This is a genomic window from Caloramator sp. E03 (assembly GCF_006016075.1).
GTDB lineage: Bacteria > Bacillota > Clostridia > Clostridiales > Caloramatoraceae > Caloramator_B.
Window position 1 is genome coordinate 2,306,885 of the sequence record NZ_CP040093.1, and the last position, 20,314, is coordinate 2,327,198.

Consider the following 20,314-nt stretch of genomic DNA (forward strand, 5'->3'; position numbering starts at 1 on the left):
TATTTGTTATAATGTATACAAATGTAGAATGGTGTGATAAATATGACATATCTTTTAAGAAATCTATTTAGCAATTTAGCATATATAATAGTTATTGCATTTCTTATTTCAAATTTTGGTTTTATAAAAAGAATAATAGTAAAAAGTAACCCAAACAAGATGGATTTTTTAATCCTATCATTATTGTTTGGAGGATTTGGGATACTTGGGACTTATGCGGGTACAGAGATAAATGGTGCAATAGCAAATACGAGGCTTATTGGTGTTATGGCAGGAGGAATACTTTGTGGTCCTTATATTGGCATTTCAGCAGGTCTTATTGCAGGGATTCACAGATTACTTGTTCCTTTTGGTACATTAACTGCCGTTCCTTGTTCAATAGCTACAATACTTGGAGGAGCAGTCTCTTCAATCATTTATAATAAGGCAAATGAAAGAAATAAATGGCTTTATGGGCTTATTGGTGGAATATTGATGGAAAGTATTGAAATGTTATTGATATTGCTCCTATCAAGGCCCTATTCACAGGCTATAAAAATAATAAGGACTATTTATGTTCCAATGGGGTTTACCAATGGAATTGGAGTTAGTCTGCTTATCGTTATGATACAAAGTATATTTGAAAAGGAAGAAGAAATTGCAGCAAAGCAGGCATATATAGCCCTTGAAATTGCAAATAAGACTTTGCCATATTTTAGGGATATAAATGGAGATTCTTTAAAGAAGATATGTGAGATAATTAGAAAATATACTGGGGCAGATGCAGTATCTATTACTGATAAAACTCAAATACTTGCTCATGTTGGAATAGGAGAGGATCATCATATTGTAGGAGAAAATTTGCTTACTGAGGCAACGGAAAGAGTTATAAAAGAAGGTAATCTACTTTGTTTAAGCCATCCTTCAGAAATAAAGTGCAGAGAACCAGGCTGCCAATTAAAATCTGCAATCATAGCTCCATTAACCGAAGGTAAAGAGGTGATAGGCACTCTTAAGATATATTATGCCAAGGAGAATGCGATATCCTTTAGTAATAAAACATTAGCGGAGGGCTTATCACATATTATCTCAACACAGTTTGAGATAAGCAGACTTGAGCAGTTTAAAGAACTTGCTGCAAGAGCAGAGATTAAAGCACTTCAAAGGCAGATAAATCCCCATTTTTTATTCAATGCTTTAAATACAATAGTATCATTTATGCGTTTTGATACAGCAAAAGCTCGGGATCTTATAATAAACCTTTCAACATATTTAAGGTATAATCTTGAATTAGGAAATGAGCTTGTAGAATTAAGCAAAGAGCTTGAACAGGTTAGGGCTTATGTTGAAATTGAAAAAGCAAGGTTTGGAGATAAATTAAATGTTATATATGATGTTGATGATACTTTGGATGTTAAAGTACCATCGCTTATTATCCAGCCTCTTGTTGAAAATTCTATAAAACATGGAATATTGGAAGGAAAAGGATATGGCAATGTTAAGATAGCGGTTAGAAGAATTGAAAGTAATAGGTATAAAATAGAGGTAGAAGATGATGGTATTGGTATTAAGGAAGATATAATAAAGCTTGTATATGAAGGCAAAATGAAAGAAAATAAAATAGGTATAAGTAATGTTGACAGCAGATTAAGATACTTATACGGAAAAGGGCTTATTATTGAAAGACTTTCACAGGGAACAAGAGTTAGCTTTGAAGTTTATGAAAAAAATAACGTTTAAAATAGGAAGTGATTTTATGAATTGCATTATAGTTGATGATGAGTATCCTGCAAGGCAGGAATTGGCGTATTTTATAAACAATTTTAGCAGTCTTAAAATAATAGGAGAGTTTGATGATTCTGTAAAGGCTCTTGAATCTATTAAAGATAATAGGCCAGATGTAGTCTTCCTTGATATTAATATGCCTAAATTAAATGGTATAAGCCTTGGAGAGATAATAAACTCATTTGAAATAAAACCTCTTATTATTTTTGTTACAGCTTATAGGGATTATGCTGCTGATGCCTTTGAAATCGATGCTTTTGATTATATATTAAAGCCTTATTCGGAAACAAGGATTGTTGCAACCTTATCAAAAATAGAAAAATCGATTAAAAAGAATATTTATAGTGATAAGATAACTCTTTGGAAAGATGAGAAGATGGTAGTTGTTAATATAAATGATATTTGTTATTGTGAAGCACACGAAAGGGAAGTTTATGTTTATACTAAAAATGATAAGTATGTTGTTGTAACAAGCATCTCAGATTTTTCAAAGAAACTTCCTGAAAAGAATTTTTTTAGATGCCATAGGTCCTTCATCGTAAATATAAATAAAATAATAGAGATTATACCGTGGTTTAACAATACTTATGTTTTAAAAGTTGAAGGAATAGATACAAATATACCTGTTAGTAGAAACAATATTGCGAAATTTAAGTCTATAATGAATATAATTTAAAATTTTATAAGGGGGAGAGGGTTATGTTAAAACTCATTGAAAAATTTGAAAAGGCAATAATTACAGTTTTAATATTAATGCTTTTTATTGTAATAGCTGTATCTGTGTTAGAGCTTGGGATTGTTATTGCCAAAACTTTATTGACACCACCTGTTTTGCTAATGGATATAAATAAATTGCTTGATGTCTTAGGATTTTTTATGCTTATATTGGTAGGAATAGAGCTTGTTGAAACTATGAAGGTATATTATACAGAAAAGTCTTTTAAAGTTGTAGAAGCTGTAATAATGGCAGCAATAATTGCTATTACAAGAAAGATAATTATATTAGATGTGAAAGTTCTCAGTAGCACAACATTAATAGGTATATCTTTAGTACTTGCTGCTCTGTGCTTAGGATATTATATATTAAGAAAAAGTGTATGCTATAATGAAAAAACCAATAATGAAGATTAGAAATAATGCTGTTAATAAATGGCTATTTTTTATTTTTATATAGTAGTTTCTTAAGCTATTATATAGCTTTTAGATTGTCCACAAAGCCTTTTAATGTTAGGAACTTTACAAGAGCCCCGTGAATGTATTTCAAAAAGGCATCTCTCATAAGTTTTAACAAATCTTGCTTTTTAAATTTTGAAAACAAAGAAAAGCTTAGAATTGCTCAGCAAAATGAGTAAGTGCCAGGGAAATCCTTCACAGGGCTTAACAAAAACAAACTTTTCAATAGCCTGAAAGCTATTATATATCTTTTTAATAAAATAGAGCCTGATTAGCTGTATAGATTTATGATGGTTTTATTTTAATATTAAGTGTTCTTTTTTGAGGATTTATTTTTTGGATTTGCACATTTAATTATATTTTCTTTAAGTTTTTGAGACGATAAATTATAATCTCCAGCTCTTATCCTGTTTATTATTACCGATTTGGAAGAATACTTATTAAAACCATATTGAGATGTTATAAAATATTTAAAACCGCAGCTTTTTGCAACTTTTAATACCCTGCTACCATAATGGCCAAAAGGAAAGCATAGTATATCAGGATATTTTCCAGTATATTTATATATTATTTCTCTTGATTTATTTAAATCTGACGATACTCTCTTAATATATTCATCTTCTGTTTCTAATTTTTTAGTATTTTTGTCATATATTCTAAAGGCTAGTTTGCCACCTTGCTTTAGCTTAGAGTTTATATAAACAAGTTCATGGCTGTTGTGGCTATGGGAGGCAATATCAACAAGACCACTTTCATACATTTCCTTTATTTGCTTCATATTTAATGGCCTTACATTACTGTTAAAGGATTTATAATTTTCTGTCCTTGATGTAATAATGGAATTTAGAGCAGGTACATTATATTTTTTTAGAATTGGATAAGCATAAACATAAAAGCTTTCAAGTCCATCATCAAAGGTTATAGCAACTGCATTAGGGGGAAGAGTGTATTTTCCTTGCATTGCATCTGTTAGCTGCTTTATGCTAATAAAGTTAAATCCACTATTTATAAGGGTTTTAATGTCTTCTTCGAACCTTTGTGGCTTAATGGTTATAAAGCTAAAAGGCTTTGGACTTATATGATGATAGGTTAAAACTACAACCTTATTATTGTAGTATATATTATTTTTGTTATTAATTTCTTGAGATTTTGAAGATGCAAAAGAAGTATTATAAAGCAAGAATAAAAAAACTAATATGAAAATGGACAGCTTTTTCATAAATTTTACCTACCCTTTAATATTTTTATTAAAAAAACAGGAAGTACTAACATCCTTTTAAATCTCCAAGGTTCTTTTATAAGCCTATAAAGCCATTCTAATCCTAATGAACACATCCACTTTGGTGCTCTTTTTATATTTCCGCATATAACGTCAAGACTTCCTCCTATTCCCATACAAAGTGGTACAGAAAGTTTATCCATATTATTTTTTATCCAGTATTCCTGCTTTGGACTTCCCATAGCAACAAATAGTATATCAGGTGATGCTTTTTTAATATCTTTAATTATAGTTTCATCTTCTTTAAAATATCCGTCCCTTATTCCAACAATTTTTAGACCTTTATATTTATCTTCTAATATCTTTCCAGCCTGCTCTGCAACGCCAGGTTTTGCACCAAGCAGAAAAATTTTATATCCATTTTTAGCAGACCTTTTACATATACTTTGCATAAGATCAATTCCTGTTACTCTTTTTCTGATTTTTCCTCCTTTTAATCTTGAAGCTATAATAACTCCAATACCATCAGGTATTTGGATTGTAGCACTGTTTAAAAGTTTTAAAAGGTTAATATCCTTTTGAGCTTTCATTATTTTTTCAGGATTTATAGCTACAATAAAGGAAGGCAATCTTCTTTCAATTATATTGTCAATTTCATCAAGTATTGAGCTCTCATTAACGCAACATACATCAACTCCAAGATATGTCTCCTTTATCATTTCATTATCCTCCATACATTATAGATTTATATATTTTTTTATAATTATCTGTAAAGTTTTCAATGGAGAAGTTTTTTGATGCCTTATCATAAAGATTTTGCCCTAACTCTTCAGCTTTTTTCTTATTTTTTAAAAGCTCAAGCATTTTTTTATAAAGCTTTTCTTCATCTCCTATCTTTATTAAATACCCGTTTTTATCATCTTCAATGAGTTTTGGAATACCTCCAACCATAGTCGATATAACAGTTTTTTTATAGAAGGCTGATTCAAGTATAGATAGAGGGAAACTTTCAGTAAATGAAGTAAGTACTGTAAAGTCCGATATAAATATAAATTCATCGGGCTTTTTAAACCCAACAAAAGTTACATTGTTTTTAATCCCAAGCTTTGATGCATATTCTTTAAGCTCACTTTCTAATTCACCATCACCTACAAGTATAAATACAACGTCATTAAATTCTTTATAAACCATGCTGCAAGCCTTTAAAAAAAACCTATGATTTTTAACAGGATGAAGCCTGGCTACCATTGTAATATAATGTTCAGCTTTAGGCAAGTTATACTTTTTTATTATAGATTCTTTTTCAAACTTTTGATATTTTCTATTAAAATCTATTCCGTTATAAACAACAAATATTTTTTCTTTATTAAAACCTCTTTTAATAAGCATATCTTTAAAATTATCTGATACAGTTATATAATAATCAAAGGATTTTAATGCCAATCTGTTTATGTTGCTGTAAATTAATGTTTTATAAAAGTTACCTTTATAATCTTCCTTATAGTCACTATGGATTGTTGTTACGTATTTTGCATCATATTTTTTCTTTAAAAAATATCCTATGAAATTAGCTCTTCCTCCATGGCAATTTATTATATCTACTTTTTCCTTTTCACATAGTTGCTTTATATCATCTACTATCTTTAAATCAAATCTTTTATTTTGTTTAATAAGCCTAATATCGATTCCTAACGAAACAGCCTCTTCATATAGTTTTCCTTTTATAAAACATACAACTATGTTTTTTATATCACTGCTATTTATATTATTAACTAAAGTTAGAAGATGCTTTTTAGATCCTCCAACTTCTCCACCACTTATAATATGTAAAATGACCATAATATCATCCCTCTAGTTAAATTTAAAATTAACATTTTAAAATCTTTTCTTTTAGGAATTCGTAGAAATTTATAGCATCTTCTCTTATCTTGAATCCTCCCTGGGCTTGCTTTTCACCACCACCACCTTGACCGTTGAAACTTTTTATGTTTTCTTTAAAAATAAATCCACAGTTTGTTGAGAAATTTCCATTGTGGCAGAGGAGAATTCTATTATCAACTACGGACAGAAATAATATAGTATAACTTCCTTTTTCAAGTATGCTCTTTGCAATTCTTTGGATTTCATCAAAATTTTTATCGTTATATATTTTACAAATTATATTTTTATTTGTATTTCTTATAATATCTGATACTTCTAAATCAATTAAGGTTTCTTTAAGCTTTTTTAATTGGACTGATAGTTCATTTATAAGCGTTTCCTTCTGATTTAGCCTTTCTAATATTTCATCTTCTTTGCAGGATAGTATTTTATTTAAATTTGAGACTATATTGTGCTTATTCTGATAATCACAAAAAGCTCTTTTTCCACATTTAAAGTATATTCTTGTCATTCCTTTGTATTTTTCGGCTTTGAGAATCTTTATTATTTCAATTTCTCCAGTTCTTTTAACGTGTGTCCCACAGCAGGGAGTACAATCAGTATTTTCTATTTCAACTATTCTAATATCATCTTTAGAAGGAGGGAGCTTTCTTAATTGATGAGATAAAGCTTCTTCATAATTTAAGATATAGGTTTTGATTTCAAGGTTTTTATATATACGTTCATTTGCTTTATCTTCTACATTTTTTATCATTTCATTTGATATTTCAGGTAAGGCAATGTCAATTGTTACATAGTCTTCTCCAAGATGAAATCCTGCAGTCCGCCCATTATATAGGTTGTAAAAAATAGAAGATAAGATATGCTGTCCTGAATGCTGCTGCATGTGGTCAAAACGTCTTTGAAAATCTATTTCGCATTTGACATATTTATTTTCAGGCATCCTATCAAGTATATGATATATTATACCATCTTTTTCTAAAAGGTCTAAAACCTTAATTCCATCTATGGTACCTGAATCAGAAGGTTGTCCTCCAGCTTCAGGGTAGAATGCTGTTTCTGATAAAACAATATAGTATTTGCCGTCTTTTGTTTCTGTATTTTCAATGTATGTTTCCCACGATGAAATATAAGCATCTTCATAAAAAAGTCTTTTCATTTTATCATCTCCTGTAAATATTAATAATCAATGTATATTTTGTACTAAAAAATATGAATTATCAAGTATATTGTTTAAAGGATTATAACAACTTGTAAACAAATTTATAAATTAATCATTTATAAGGCTTAATAGAGTGACAGGCTTTTCAAATTGATGTATAATTTTATATGGATTTTTACTGAAAGGAAGAATTCAAATGCCTAAAAAAGCTGAAAATATTCAAAGAGCTACGGTTATAGTAATGCTAACCCTTTTTTTGAGCAGAATACTTGGATTTATAAGGGAAATGATTGTAGCAAGAGTATATGGAAGAAATTACATAACGGATTCTTTTATAGCTGCCTTTACAATACCTGATGTAATGTTTTATCTTCTTGTAGGAGGAGCTTTAAGCTCAGGTTTTATGCCAGTATTTAACTCTTATATTGCAAATGAAGATGAGAGTGGAGCTTGGAAGGCTGCAAATACCTTTATTACAGTTGCAATAATTTTTATTTTGGTATTTAACCTTTTTGGAGTAACCTTTGCAAGGTATCTTGTTCCAATTGTTGCAAGTGGTCTTGCACAGAATAAAGAAGCCCTTATACTTACAACAAAACTGACAAGAATTATGTTTTCAGCTGTAACTTTTACAGTTCTTGCAGGGCTTACAAGAGGGGTTTTAAACTCATATAAAATATTTACATCTCCATCTTTAGGACCAGTTTTATATAATATAGGCATGATACTTGGAGCATTGTTACTTGGAAAGAGTCTTGGAATATATGGTATATCAATAGGTGTTATAGTTGGTGCTATAATGAATTTTGCTGTCCAAATTCCAGATTTTAAAAGGGTAGGTAAAAGATTTAAGTTTGAACTTGATTTGCATAATGAAGGATATAAAAGGATGTTAAAGCTAATGGGACCGGCAATAATAGGTCTGTCTATATCCCAAGTGAATCTTGTTGTTAATCAGAATATAGCATCGGTTCTTGATGAAGGTAGTATAACTGCATTAAGATATGCAAACAGAATAATGCTGCTTCCGCTTGGAATATTTGCAATGGGAATTGCCACAACTATATTCCCAGTTTTAAATACTCAAGTTGCAAGAAAGGAATATAATGAGTTTAAGGACACATTATCTCTTGGACTTAGGACAGTAATGTTTATTACTATTCCATCAACAATAGGTATGATAGTACTTAACGTTCCAATTGTAAGGCTTTTGTTTAGAACAGGTAAATTTACAGAATCAGACGTTAAAGTTACTGCCTTTGCTCTAGCATTTTATAGCCTTGCAGTTGTTGGACAATCAGCAGTACAGATTATAACAAGAGGATTTTATGCGGTACAGGATACTAAAACTCCTGTAAAAATAGGAGCATTAACTGTATTGATAAACATAATTTTAAACCTGATATTTGTACGTTCAAGTAAACTTGCAATAGGAGGAATAGCCCTTTCATACTCAATAACAAGCATAATTAATATGTTATTATTATACAAAAAGCTTAGTGAAAAGTTAAATGGTCTTAAGGTAAGTGATGATATAAAGTCATCGATTAAATCTACAATAGCATCCTTTGTTATGGGAGGGGCTGCTTTTATAATTTCCCGGGTAATTGAAGTTAAACTCGGGATAGATTCAAAATTAGTTCAGCTTATTGATGTTGGAGTTTCTGTAACAATTGCTATTGTTATATATTTAGCTGTGGCATATATTTTGAAAATGCCAGAGATGGATTATGTTTTAGGGATTGTAAAAAAGAAGATTAAAAGGATATAGTTCACTTATATACAAGTATGACAACCCATTTTGTTTTAGGAGCTTTGCATAGGCCCCGTGAATGGATTTCAAAAAGGCATCTCTCAAAAGTTTAGAATTGCTTAGCAAAATGAGTAAGTGCCAGGAAAATCCTTCACGGGGTTTAATAAAAACAAACTTTTTCAATAGCCTCAAAGATATATTTTTTATAGGCATTTTATTTGAGAAATTATAAATATGATGATAGAATTAAATTTGTATATTGTATAGTTAAACAGTGCATAGGAGGATTAAAATGAAGTTCAAGGGGGAAGCTTTTGTTTTTATATCAGCTACTGGTTTTGCATTAATGCCTGTTTTTGCAAAACTTGCCTACAAATTAGGGGTTAATGTTTCAACTGTACTTTTTTTTAGATTTTTAATTGCAATTTCAATAATTTGGGCCTATATCTTCATTAAAAGGATAGATTTTAGGATTAAGTTAAGACAAGCCTTCATATTAATGATTCTTGGTTCAGTGTTATATGCAGGTTCTTCAATTTCTATTTTTAGTTCCTATAAGTTTATATCAGCAGGTTTTTCTGAGGTTCTTCTTTTTACGTATCCTGCAATGGTTCTTATAGTTTCAGTAATATTTTTAAAAGAAAAAATTGAGGTTAATAAAGTCTATGCTGTGGTATTATCTATTATGGGCACAGTGCTTGTTGCATATACTCCAGGACAAATAATAAATTTTAAAGGTATTGCTTTTGCTCTTTTAGGGGCATTGTTTTATGCTATTTACGTTATAGTAATTGGCCATGGAAAGTTTGAAGGTGTTTCTCCTGTGGTTATGTCAGGATATGTTATATTTTTTGCTTTTGTTACTTTTACTATCTTTGCATTTTTAGAAGGTGGAATAACGGTGAACTTCAATGTTAATGCATGGATTTGCATTACGCTTATGGCACTTTTTTCAACAAGCATTGCTATTTTTGCTTTCTGTTTTGGAGCAAAGACTATAGGATCATCTGCTGCTGCTATTATAAGTGGAGTAGAACCTGTTGAAGCAATAGTATTTGGATATATTTTTTTAAAAGAAAGCTTAAATCCTATTATGGTAATTGGGGCACTTATAGTTGTTATGGCTATTGTATCTATATATATATTTGAACCTTACGAAAAAGTTAATGTTAATATATAAAAGCAGGTGATCTTATTATGATGGTAAAGATAATATTTCTTTGTATAGCAGGGTTTATTTCAGCCTTTGTTGATTCTATTGCAGGGGGAGGGGGAATAATAAGTGTGCCAGCCTATCTTTTTGCAGGTATTCCACCTCAGTTTACCCTTGGAACCAATAAATTTTCTTCAACAGCTGCAGCCTTTACAAGCTCATTAAATTTTGCAAAAAGTGGGAAAGTAAATTTTGAGCTTATGAAATATATTGCTCCATTTACTTTTATTGGCGCAGCTATAGGTGTTCATACTGTAATTAAAATCAATCAGCAATATTTATATATTTTAGTGCTTATACTAATTTTAGGAGTTGGAATATATAGCCTTTTTTCAAAAACTATAGGAGTTGAAGATGATTTTAACGGACTTAATAAAAAGAATATATTTTATGGAATAATATTGGCATTTTTTCTTGGATTTTATGATGGATTCTTTGGACCTGGAACAGGTTCATTTTTAATGTTTGGACTTATAAAAATATACGGCTTTGATTTTGTAAAAGGTGCAGGTAATGCAAGATTTTTAAACTTTATAAGTAACATCACTGCTCTTTTAATGTTTGCATTATATAAAAGGATTTACTATATTATAGGCATACCTGTTGCTGTTTCTATGATTTTTGGAGCAAAGTTTGGAACTGCAATTGCTCTTAAAAAAGGTTCAAAGCTTATAAAGCCAATATTTGTATCTATGTCTTTAGCAGTTGCATTAAAAATGCTTTACAACATAGTAAAATAACGATATAAATTAGGGTCCATGTATTGTTAAATATAATCTTTAAGTTTAAGATAAAGTTAAACAATATGTGGACTTTTGAATATCTATATGAACAAAAAGTTTATAGTATTTTAACAAAATAATTCTTGTATATTTTTTAAATTATTATAAACTATTATAATGTAGAATAATACGTTTTTTTGTCTTGTGGGGTGAAATTTTGAAATTAATTAAGAAAGTCATTTTTTTTATTATATTTGAATTTATATTTTGCACTACTTTAGGAACATATTTAGTATTTCATGGCCCATTTAAAAATATTAGAAATACAGTAGTTACGTCGGCAATGACTACAATGAACCATAAATATATAGCAAAACTTTTTTTAAGCGATGATGAAATTAAAAGGATAATGGAGGAAAATAAGATAAGTTCTCCAACAGAGAGTGAAAACCAGGATGCAATAAAAGTAAAATATTCAAGTAACAATATCGAATGTATTAACATTGAAACAAATAGGTATAAAGGATACCTTTTAATTGTGGACAACCCTAAAAGAGTTAAAGTAGGGACATCACAAGATCTTGGAAATAGGGGAGAAACTCTAGGGCAAATAATAAAAAGATATAATGCCGTAGCAGGAGTGAATGCTGGAGGGTTTAGCAATGCTATGACAGGAACAGGTGGTATACCCTCTGGAATTATAATAGAAAATGGAGAAATAAAATATATTGACGATGAGAAAACCTTCAATATAGTAGGTTTTAATAATAAAAATATACTTATTGTTGGGGAATATAAATTAGATGAAATAAAAGAATTAAAACTAAGGGATGCTATTTCCTTTGGTCCAGCCCTTATTGTAAATGGAAAGCCTATGATAAAAAAAGGTGATGGAGGATGGGGGATTGCTCCAAGAACAGCGATAGGACAAACACAGGATGGGAAAGTGCTTTTGCTGACAATAGATGGAAGGCAAAAGCACAGCCTTGGGGCAACTCTTAAAGATGTTCAGGATGTTTTACTTGAATATGGTGCTTATAATGCTTCAAATCTTGATGGAGGATCTTCGGCAACGATGTACAATGATGGGAAGTTAGTAAACAAACCATCGGATATATTAGGAGAGAGGGCAATTCCATCAGCATTTATAGTAGAGTAGGTGTGAATTTATGCTAAAGAAGATTTTTGCTTATATTTTAATAGGTGTTATTTTGACTGTAACGCCTTTATATTATATAAATAACATAATTCTTGGAGATGAAAAAATAACTACAAATAAAGTAAATAGCTATAAAAGTTTTTTCATGAGTTTTAAAAAGAGCGGGACAAAGATACCTGATACAGCAAAAAATGTAGCAGTAACTTATGATGGAAGCTATATAACATATATAGATTCAGAAGTTCTTTATATAAAAAATAGCAAGGATGATAAGTTATATGATATCATTAAAGATGATGAACCTATAATATACTCACTTCCTTTGAATGATAGAAACATAATAATGTACTTTACCTATGATGGTAAGAATCTTGCAATAAAGACTTATGATATAGATAATCAGGAGATAACAGAGCATAAGTCTTTTAAAGCAAGTAATCTTAAAAAAATTTGTGATGTAAGGTATTCAAGCTATACAAACCTAATATATATATGTTCACAGACAAAAAGCTATGGAATATACAAGAATAACATATATAGAGTAGATATAATGAAAAATATATCTTTATATGCAAAGGGGAAGGAAATTGAGAATATAGGGCTTTTAAACAATAAAGATACTCTTGTTTATGAAGATAAAAATAGTAGGATTCACATAAAATCAAAAATATTTAAATATGATGGAAACAGCAAATTTAAATTTCTTGGTATTGATGATGAGGACAATATATACCTGCTCTCCTTAGAAGATGAAAAGACCATATTGGTTGTTAATGATGGTGATGTAATAGAAAAAAGATACCTTGATGATTCATCCTTTGATAGTATATTTAACAGGGACAACAAAGTTTGTCTTGTTTATAAAGATTATATTTATGATGTTATCCAAAATAAAAAAATAGATATAAAATCCGGGATTACAGTTATTGATATTAGTGACAGCCATATTGTATATAAAAATAGCAATAATAATATTGTAGTTGATAAGATATAATGGTTGAATGTTATTTAAAGGCGTGATGTTCATGAAATTTAATTATGAACCTCACGCCTTTAATACTATACAATATATTTAATCGCTTTACTATGATAATAGTTTGAATATATTCAGACAATTCGAAGTCTAACAATTATTTAAAACCAATGATATAATTAGTATAAGCTGTATAAAGGAGGTAATTTTATTGAATAAGATTATAATAGATGGAGAAAGCCTTAAAATTGATGATATAGTCAAAGTAGCAAGATATGGCTATGAAGTGGAACTTTCAATAAATGCTAAAGATAAAATAGAAAAGGCAAGAAGACTTGTTGACCGGTTTGTTGAAAATGAAAGAGTTGAGTATGGAATTACAACTGGGTTTGGAAAATTTTCTGATGTTGTAATATCAAGAGAAGATGCAAAAAAGCTTCAGAGAAACTTGATACTTTCTCATGCCTGTGGTGTGGGTGAGGAATTTGAAACTGAAATAGTAAGGGCTATAATGCTTCTTAGAGCAAATGCATTATCAAAGGGATACTCTGGAGCCAGGGTTTTAACAGTACAAACTTTAATTGATATGTTAAATAAAGGAGTACATCCTGTTATTTATCAAAAGGGTTCCCTTGGAGCAAGTGGTGATTTGGCACCTTTATCTCACATGGTTTTAACCATGATTGGGGAAGGTGAGGCTTATTATAAAGGAGAAAGGCTTCCTTCAAAGGTTGCAATGGAGAAGGCAGGAATAAATATTATAGAGCTTGAAGAAAAGGAAGGACTTGCATTAATAAATGGAACTCAAGTTATGACAGCAGTTGGAGCTCTTACTCTTTATGATGCTATAAACTTATCTAAGGCAGCAGATATAGTTTCATCTATGACAGTTGAAGGGTTAAAAGGAATTACAGACGCTTATTATCACAGAGTACATGATGTTAGACCACAGGTAGGTCAGATAAAATGTGCAAAAAATCTTTTATCTATATTAGAAGGAAGTACTCTTACTACAAAACAGGGGGAAATAAGAGTTCAAGATGCATATACACTAAGATGTATACCACAGATACATGGCGCAAGTAAGGATGCAATAGAGTATGTAAGAAAAGTTGTTGAAATAGAAATCAATTCTGCAACAGATAATCCATTGATATTTGAGGATGAGGATAGAGTCATATCAGGAGGAAATTTTCATGGACAGCCAATGGCTCTTGCAATGGACTTTTTAGGGATTGCTTTATCAGAGCTTGCTAACGTTTCTGAAAGAAGGATAGAAAGGCTTGTTAATTATCAGCTAAATGATCTTCCTCCATTCCTTACTGAAAAAGGAGGACTAAATTCGGGGTTTATGATTGCACAGTATACTGCTGCAGCTCTTGTTTCAGAGAACAAGGTCCTTGCTCATCCAGCCTCAGTTGACTCAATACCATCCTCGGCAAACCAAGAAGACCATGTAAGTATGGGTACTATTGCGGCAAGAAAGGCAAGAAATATATTATACAATGCATCAAAGGTACTTGGAATAGAATACCTTGCATCTTCTCAGGCACTATACTTTAGAGGCAATGTAAAGCTAGGAAAAGGAACAGAAAAGGCATATAATCTTATAAGAAAATATATTGAGCCTTTAGTTGATGACAGAGTTATGTATGTAGATATAAATACTGCAAGTGAACTTATAACAAATGGGAAGCTTGTTGAGGAAGTTGAAAAGGCTGTTGGAGAAATATTATAATGAAGTAAGAAATATTTTCCACAATTATATTTAATTATGTGGGAGGAAATGTATGGCGGATATAGTTATAAAAAATGCCAGAATATTAACCTGTAAATCAAGTGGACCAAAGTTCGGAAAATATATGCAGGAGCTTGGAATAATAGAAAAAGGATTTATAGCTATTGAAAATGGGATTATAAAAGAAGTAGGAGAAGGCAGTGGAGAAAGGTTTTATAATGAGCATACTAAAATAATAGACGCTAAAAATAAGACAGTACTTCCTGGTTTTGTTGATCCTCACACACATCTTGTTCATTATGGTTCAAGGGAAGATGAGCTTGATTTAAAGCTTAAAGGTGTTCCATACATTGAAATACTTAAAAGAGGCGGAGGAATTTTAAGTACAGTAAAAGCTACAAGAAGTGCCTCTAAAGACGAACTTATGAAAAAGATTAAAAAAAGCCTTGACCTTATGTTGCTTTGGGGAACTACAACTGTTGAAGCCAAATCTGGTTATGGCTTAAACTTTGAAGACGAAGTAAAATGTCTTAATGTATTAAAGGATTGCGGTCATCCTGTTGATATAGTAAGAACATATATGGGAGCCCATGCTATACCTGAAGAATATAAGCATGATAGGGAAGGCTATATAAAACTTATGACAGAGGAAGTCATACCTTATGTTGCAGAGAATAAACTTGCTGAATTTATAGATTGCTTTTGCGAAGAAGGAGTTTTTTCTATAGAGGAGAGCGAAAGAATTCTATTAAAGGGAAAAGAGTATGGGCTTAAGATAAAAATACATGCTGATGAAATAGAGCCCATGGGAGGGGCAGAACTTGCAGGGAGAATTGGTGCAGTATCTGCAGAGCATCTTGTAGCAGCCTCCGATGAAGGTATAGAGGCTATGAAAAAAGGTAATGTAATTCCAGTGCTTTTGCCAGGGACGTCCTTTTATTTAAGGCTTGGAAAGTATGCAAGGGCAAGGAAGATGATTGAAATGGGACTTCCTATTGCTCTTGCAACGGATTATAATCCAGGTACATGTCCTACTGAATCTTTGCAGAGCATTATGGTATTTGCTTCAATGGGTATGGGCCTAACCCCTTCAGAGGTTATAAATGCTATGACTATAAATGCGGCCTATGCTATATGTAGAGGAAATGAGATTGGAAGTATTGAAAAAGGGAAGAAGGCAGACGTTCTTATTATGGATGCACCTAATGAAAATTACATTATATATCACTTTGGGATAAATCATATTGATACTGTTATTAAAAATGGGGAAATAGTAGTAAGAGAAGGAATGCTATGCTATAAGGAAGGAGAATTCACATGGAATATATAGATAAAATAACAGGCAGTACAAAAGATGAGTTTTATAATAACCTTTTATTGATTATTGAAGGATTAATTTCAGGAGAAGAAGATAGTCTTGCTAATCTTTGTAATGTTGCATCAGTATTATATAATAACCTTGATGATATAAATTGGGTAGGATTTTATAGAATGAAAAATGGAGAACTACTTTTAGGGCCCTTTGGGGGGAAACCTGCTTGTGTAAGAATTAAAATTGGAAGGGGAGTTTGTGGAAGTGCTGCTAGGGATAAAAGGACTTATGTGGTAGCTAATGTTCATGAATTTGAAGGGCATATAGCCTGTGATAGTGCTTCAAACTCTGAAATAGTTGTACCCATTATAAAAGATGATGTAGTTTTTGGTGTTTTGGATATAGATAGCCCAATTTTTAATAGATTCGATGAAACCGATAGGATTTATCTTGAAAAGCTTGTTGAAAAACTTAATCAGTATATAAAATGGGAAGATATTTCAAGGATATGATTTAGAAAGACTCGGTATTTAATAAAATCCGAGTCTTTTATAAATTTAATTTAATTCATAAAGGGTTCCAAATCTATATCCTTGCTTTTTTAATTCTTTTATTACAGAATCAAGGATGTTTGCATTTGTTTTTGAAACAGCATGAAGGAGCATAATTTCACCGTTGTGTGTACTTGACATTATCTTATCATAAGCATATTTTTCGCTTGGCTGCTGATCTACAAGCCAGTCTTTATAGGCAAAACTCCAAAATACAGTTTTATATCCAAGTTTTTGGGTGAGGTATAGTACCTTTTCGCTAAATTCACCCTTTGGTGGCCTGAAAAATTTAGGCATATCTATTCCGGTTACATCTTTAAAAGCAGCTTCAGTATCAGTAAATTCTTTAGTAAAAGATTCAATGTTGTTTGCTATTGATGGCATTGATGGGTGTGTTGAACTATGGTTACAGACTATATGCCCTTCATTTACCATTCTTTTTATAAGGTCTGGTTCTTTTATTATATAATGTCTTGTTACGAAAAAAGCAGCTTTTACATCGTTAGATTTAAGGATATCAAGTATAACAGAGGTATAACCGATTTCATATCCTTCATCGAAGGTTATATATATTACCTTTTTTGACGTATCTCCTAAATAATATCCGGAATATTTATCAAGTATGGTTTTATGTTCCATTGGAATTGAAGGAGGAACATGATTTTTATTTGGACCAAGTCCCCAGGGGATAGTTTTGTTGCTAAGGTTGCTGGGGGTATCAAAGTCTGTTGTTGTTGATTGATTTGCTATATCACCTTGGTTAATATTTAAATTTAATGAATTATTGTTAGATTTTGGAGGCATTTGAGAGCTTTTTTGGCAAGAAATTGTTAATAGAAAAAATACTGCTAAAAATAGTGAAAGCATTTTCTTCATTTTGATACCTCCTCATACTTAATATATCCACAATATTAAAAATAATGCTATATAGAATTTACATAATAGTATATAATAAATGCATAAAACTTTGTGGGGGATTGTTATGCTTGAAGAATTTAAAAAAGATGTGCAAAACTTATATCATGATATAATAAACTCAAATAATGTTGATATAAAAAGTTTTAAGTCAAAATGGAATGTTGAAACCTTTATTGCAGACGTATATCAAAGCCTCTGTAAAAAGGAGCTTAGAAAAGAAACAGGAAGTTTTTATACTCCTATTGAAATAGTCGAGTTTATGGTGGATAAAGCTCTTGATGAAATTGATATAAATAAAAATTTGAATTTTAAAGTATTGGATCCTTCCTGTGGAGGAGGATATTTTTTAATACTTTTTTATGAAAAGCTTAAAGAGAGGATGAAAAGCTTAGGAATTGAGAAAGCAGAAGATTATATAATTAACAATAATATTTTCGGATGTGATATTGATGAATATGCTGTTATGATAACGTTTATTGAACTATATGAAAGGAGCGGCACTTTGCCTTTAAATATAGTTTTAGGTGATTTTTTAACTTCAGAATCCCAAAAATTTGATATAGTTATAGGAAATCCTCCTTATATGGGGCATAAAATTTTAACGGGAGAATATAGAAACAAGCTTTATAATTTATATGGTGAAGTATTTTCAGATAAAGCAGATTTATCCTACTGCTTTATAAAAAAGTCTATAGATATATTAAATGAAAGAGGAAGGCTTATTTTTATAACTTCAAGGTATATGCTTGAGGCATTAAATGCAGAAGGTATAAGAAACTATATAAAAACAAATGTCCAAATAAAAAGTATTGTTGATTTTTATGGTGTAAGGCTTATAAAAGGAGCTGGAGTTGATAACATAATAATAGATTTTATAAAAGATAGGGAAAAGAAAAATATTGAATATTTTAGGCTTTTGGAAAATGCAAAGGGAAAGGGCAAAAAAGTATTTGAAGATATTAATAAAGGAGAAGATAATTTTGTAAAACATATAAGGGTTGACATGGAAAGCCTTGAAAATAAGGGCTGGGTTTTTTTAAGCAACGAAGAAAGGACTATTTTAAATAAAATAAAGGGAGTATATCTGTCAGACCTATGTGAAAGTTTTCAAGGGATTATAACTGGCTGTGATAAAGCTTTTGTACTTGAAAAGGATATGGCAATTAACATTAAAATAGAAGAAAACTTATTAAAGCCTTGGATTAAAGGTTCGAATATTGAAAAGTTTAAAGTTATACCTTCAAATCAAGTTATTATATATTCTAATTTAATAGATGATGAAAAAAAATACGAAAAAGCAATAAATTATATAAAAAGGTTAAAACCATCCCTTGAAAATAGAAGAGAGTGCAAAAAAGGACTAAGAAAGTACTATGAACTTCAATGGGGAAGAAATCAAGATGTATTTGAAGGTCAGAAAATAGTATTCCCTTATAAAGCCTCTTCAAATCGATTTGCTATAGATACAGGAAGTTATTTTAGTGCAGATGTTTATATACTTAAAATAAGGAGTATGTTTTTAAAAAATACTTCTTATGAGTATATTTGTGGGGTTTTAAATAGCAGAATATATGAGTTTTATATAAAGTCAATGGCAAAAAAGCTTGGGGACAATATGTATGAGTATTATCCAAATAAGATAATGAGGATTAAAATTCCTGAATATATAAAAGAGGTAGAAGAAGAGGTAAAGAATGTGAAGGAGGATACTATAAATAGAATTGATATGATTTTATGCAGATTTTTTAATATAACTTCAGAGGAATATGAGATAATAAGGAGCTGGTGTTTGTGATATATGTTGGAACATCAGGATATAGCTATGATGATTGGAAAGGTGAATTTTACCCTGAAGATATTAATGATTCTAATATGCTTGAATTTTATTCAAGGCATTTTTCCTTTACTGAGATTAATTCAACATATTATAAAATGCCGAACTATTTTATGTTTAAAAGCCTAAATGAAAAGACACCTGATGAGTTTAAGTTTTCCGTAAAAGCCTATAAAGGTTTTACCCATGATAGGAATTTAGGAAAGGATGATGCAATAAAATTTATTGAAGCACTAAAACCAATAAAGAGTAGTGGAAAGCTTTCCTGTATTATTTTCCAATTTCCATATTCTTTTCACAATACAAGTGATAATGCTGAGTATATTAAAAGGGTAAGAGAATATTTTAATGGAGAAGAGATTCTTTGTGAGTTTAGAAATTCTAATTGGGTAAAAATAGAGGTTATGGAATTTTTAAAAGAGCATTCTATAGGCTGGGTATGTGTTGATGAGCCAGATATTAAAGGCCTTATAAAGCCTATAGTCGCAGTAACTTCAAATATAGGTTATATAAGGTTCCACGGGAGAAACGCTAAAAAATGGTATAACCATGAAGTTGCCTATGAAAGGTATGACTATATGTATTCAGAAAAGGAACTTTTAGAGTGGATATCAAAAATTAAATTTATTGAAAAACACAGCTGTGAAACTTTTGTTGCTTTTAATAATCATTTTAAAGCTAAAGGAGCTAAAAATGCTTCTATGTTAAAAAGATTGATGCAAAATTAGGAGGCTATGTACTATTTAGTTTATTTTAACTTTTAAAAGTGCATAGCCTCTTAATTTTTTATTGCTTTAAAGGGTGATAAATTACAATTAAGAAATAAAAACTTATTGAACAAATATTTCTCTTGGTTTCTGTAACAGATATAATTGACATAAAAATATACAAAATAAGTAACCGTCCCTCTTTATTTCACTAAAAAATTTTGTGTTTGGTATT

General features: G+C 30.4%; 18 protein-coding genes. 13 read left to right on the forward strand and 5 right to left on the reverse strand.

Going from position 1 to position 20,314, the window contains the following annotated elements; all coding sequences use genetic code 11:
- The first annotated feature begins 42 nt into the window (after positions 1-42).
- Genes FDN13_RS11080 through FDN13_RS11090 form a run of 3 tightly spaced genes read left to right on the forward strand, consistent with a single transcriptional unit; the run spans position 43 to position 2,895 of the window.
- Entirely contained in the window at positions 43-1,719 is a 1,677-nt protein-coding gene (locus tag FDN13_RS11080) for a sensor histidine kinase (protein WP_138980425.1), read from the forward strand.
- 16 nt (positions 1,720-1,735) lie between these two features.
- Positions 1,736-2,440, forward strand: a complete 705-nt coding sequence (locus tag FDN13_RS11085; RefSeq protein ID WP_138981083.1) for a LytR/AlgR family response regulator transcription factor — start codon at positions 1,736-1,738, stop codon at positions 2,438-2,440.
- 23 nt (positions 2,441-2,463) lie between these two features.
- The gene (locus FDN13_RS11090) at positions 2,464-2,895 is read left to right on the forward strand and encodes a phosphate-starvation-inducible PsiE family protein (protein WP_138980427.1); all 432 of its coding nucleotides are present in this window, start codon (positions 2,464-2,466) and stop codon (positions 2,893-2,895) included.
- A gap of 349 nt (positions 2,896-3,244) precedes the next feature.
- Here the strand turns inward: FDN13_RS11090 and FDN13_RS11095 are convergent, their stop codons facing one another.
- Genes FDN13_RS11095 through FDN13_RS11110 form a run of 4 tightly spaced genes read right to left on the reverse strand, consistent with a single transcriptional unit; the run spans position 3,245 to position 7,196 of the window.
- Positions 3,245-4,156 (reverse strand): polysaccharide deacetylase family protein, encoded by a 912-nt coding sequence (locus tag FDN13_RS11095; RefSeq protein ID WP_138980430.1) that lies wholly within the window; start codon positions 4,154-4,156, stop codon positions 3,245-3,247.
- 5 nt (positions 4,157-4,161) lie between these two features.
- On the reverse strand, positions 4,162-4,875 hold the full coding sequence (locus tag FDN13_RS11100) for a WecB/TagA/CpsF family glycosyltransferase (RefSeq protein ID WP_207670883.1): 714 nt from the start codon (positions 4,873-4,875) through the stop codon (positions 4,162-4,164).
- A gap of 4 nt (positions 4,876-4,879) precedes the next feature.
- On the reverse strand, positions 4,880-5,995 hold the full coding sequence (locus FDN13_RS11105) for a glycosyltransferase family 4 protein (protein WP_138980432.1): 1,116 nt from the start codon (positions 5,993-5,995) through the stop codon (positions 4,880-4,882).
- Positions 5,996-6,023: 28 nt separating this feature from the next.
- Complete coding sequence (locus tag FDN13_RS11110) at positions 6,024-7,196, reverse strand: alanyl-tRNA editing protein (protein WP_138980434.1); 1,173 nt, start codon at positions 7,194-7,196, stop codon at positions 6,024-6,026.
- Between the two features lie 199 nt (positions 7,197-7,395).
- On the opposite strand from FDN13_RS11110, the gene murJ reads away from it, so the two are divergent.
- From murJ to FDN13_RS11150, 8 genes are all read left to right on the forward strand, one after another.
- Entirely contained in the window at positions 7,396-8,970 is a 1,575-nt protein-coding gene (gene murJ / locus FDN13_RS11115; RefSeq protein WP_138980436.1) for a murein biosynthesis integral membrane protein MurJ, read from the forward strand.
- Positions 8,971-9,244: 274 nt separating this feature from the next.
- The gene (locus tag FDN13_RS11120; RefSeq protein WP_138980438.1) at positions 9,245-10,132 is read left to right on the forward strand and encodes a DMT family transporter; all 888 of its coding nucleotides are present in this window, start codon (positions 9,245-9,247) and stop codon (positions 10,130-10,132) included.
- 20 nt (positions 10,133-10,152) lie between these two features.
- A complete protein-coding gene (locus FDN13_RS11125; protein ID WP_138981085.1) occupies positions 10,153-10,905 on the forward strand; it encodes a sulfite exporter TauE/SafE family protein in 753 nt (250 codons plus the stop codon).
- 199 nt (positions 10,906-11,104) lie between these two features.
- Positions 11,105-12,046, forward strand: coding sequence for a phosphodiester glycosidase family protein (locus FDN13_RS11130; RefSeq protein WP_243120215.1), 942 nt, complete (start codon positions 11,105-11,107; stop codon positions 12,044-12,046).
- A 10-nt stretch (positions 12,047-12,056) separates the two neighbouring features.
- Positions 12,057-13,040, forward strand: coding sequence for a hypothetical protein (locus FDN13_RS11135; RefSeq protein WP_138980440.1), 984 nt, complete (start codon positions 12,057-12,059; stop codon positions 13,038-13,040).
- 190 nt (positions 13,041-13,230) lie between these two features.
- Positions 13,231-14,757, forward strand: a complete 1,527-nt coding sequence (gene hutH / locus FDN13_RS11140) for a histidine ammonia-lyase (protein WP_138980442.1) — start codon at positions 13,231-13,233, stop codon at positions 14,755-14,757.
- 52 nt (positions 14,758-14,809) lie between these two features.
- Positions 14,810-16,087 carry an imidazolonepropionase gene (hutI, locus tag FDN13_RS11145; RefSeq protein ID WP_168190150.1) on the forward strand — a complete coding sequence of 426 codons (1,278 nt, stop codon included), beginning with the start codon at positions 14,810-14,812 and terminating at the stop codon, positions 16,085-16,087.
- On the forward strand, positions 16,075-16,581 hold the full coding sequence (locus FDN13_RS11150; protein ID WP_138980445.1) for a GAF domain-containing protein: 507 nt from the start codon (positions 16,075-16,077) through the stop codon (positions 16,579-16,581). The genes hutI and FDN13_RS11150 overlap by 13 nt, the downstream gene beginning before the upstream one ends.
- 45 nt (positions 16,582-16,626) lie before the next feature.
- On the opposite strand, the gene pdaA is transcribed toward FDN13_RS11150, so the two are convergent.
- Positions 16,627-17,496: a delta-lactam-biosynthetic de-N-acetylase gene (gene pdaA, locus FDN13_RS11155; RefSeq protein WP_138980447.1), complete on the reverse strand. Its 870-nt coding sequence runs from the start codon at positions 17,494-17,496 to the stop codon at positions 16,627-16,629.
- Positions 17,497-17,602: 106 nt separating this feature from the next.
- On the opposite strand from pdaA, the gene FDN13_RS11160 reads away from it, so the two are divergent.
- Positions 17,603-19,333 (forward strand): Eco57I restriction-modification methylase domain-containing protein, encoded by a 1,731-nt coding sequence (locus tag FDN13_RS11160; protein WP_168190151.1) that lies wholly within the window; start codon positions 17,603-17,605, stop codon positions 19,331-19,333.
- Complete coding sequence (locus FDN13_RS11165; RefSeq protein ID WP_138980451.1) at positions 19,330-20,100, forward strand: DUF72 domain-containing protein; 771 nt, start codon at positions 19,330-19,332, stop codon at positions 20,098-20,100. The genes FDN13_RS11160 and FDN13_RS11165 overlap by 4 nt, the downstream gene beginning before the upstream one ends.
- The last annotated feature ends 214 nt before the right edge of the window (positions 20,101-20,314 follow it).

Coding starts and splice junctions, on each gene's coding strand:
- FDN13_RS11120 (WP_138980438.1), top strand. CDS start 9,245: ATGAAGTTCAAGGGGGAAGCTTTTGTTTTTATATCAGCTACTGGTTTT.
- hutI (WP_168190150.1), top strand. CDS start 14,810: ATGGCGGATATAGTTATAAAAAATGCCAGAATATTAACCTGTAAATCA.
- pdaA (WP_138980447.1), bottom strand. CDS start 17,496: ATGAAGAAAATGCTTTCACTATTTTTAGCAGTATTTTTTCTATTAACA.
- murJ (WP_138980436.1), top strand. CDS start 7,396: ATGCCTAAAAAAGCTGAAAATATTCAAAGAGCTACGGTTATAGTAATG.
- FDN13_RS11095 (WP_138980430.1), bottom strand. CDS start 4,156: ATGAAAAAGCTGTCCATTTTCATATTAGTTTTTTTATTCTTGCTTTAT.
- FDN13_RS11105 (WP_138980432.1), bottom strand. CDS start 5,995: ATGGTCATTTTACATATTATAAGTGGTGGAGAAGTTGGAGGATCTAAA.
- FDN13_RS11110 (WP_138980434.1), bottom strand. CDS start 7,196: ATGAAAAGACTTTTTTATGAAGATGCTTATATTTCATCGTGGGAAACA.
- FDN13_RS11150 (WP_138980445.1), top strand. CDS start 16,075: ATGGAATATATAGATAAAATAACAGGCAGTACAAAAGATGAGTTTTAT.
- FDN13_RS11100 (WP_207670883.1), bottom strand. CDS start 4,875: ATGATAAAGGAGACATATCTTGGAGTTGATGTATGTTGCGTTAATGAG.
- FDN13_RS11085 (WP_138981083.1), top strand. CDS start 1,736: ATGAATTGCATTATAGTTGATGATGAGTATCCTGCAAGGCAGGAATTG.
- FDN13_RS11080 (WP_138980425.1), top strand. CDS start 43: ATGACATATCTTTTAAGAAATCTATTTAGCAATTTAGCATATATAATA.
- FDN13_RS11090 (WP_138980427.1), top strand. CDS start 2,464: ATGTTAAAACTCATTGAAAAATTTGAAAAGGCAATAATTACAGTTTTA.
- FDN13_RS11125 (WP_138981085.1), top strand. CDS start 10,153: ATGGTAAAGATAATATTTCTTTGTATAGCAGGGTTTATTTCAGCCTTT.
- FDN13_RS11160 (WP_168190151.1), top strand. CDS start 17,603: ATGCTTGAAGAATTTAAAAAAGATGTGCAAAACTTATATCATGATATA.
- FDN13_RS11135 (WP_138980440.1), top strand. CDS start 12,057: ATGCTAAAGAAGATTTTTGCTTATATTTTAATAGGTGTTATTTTGACT.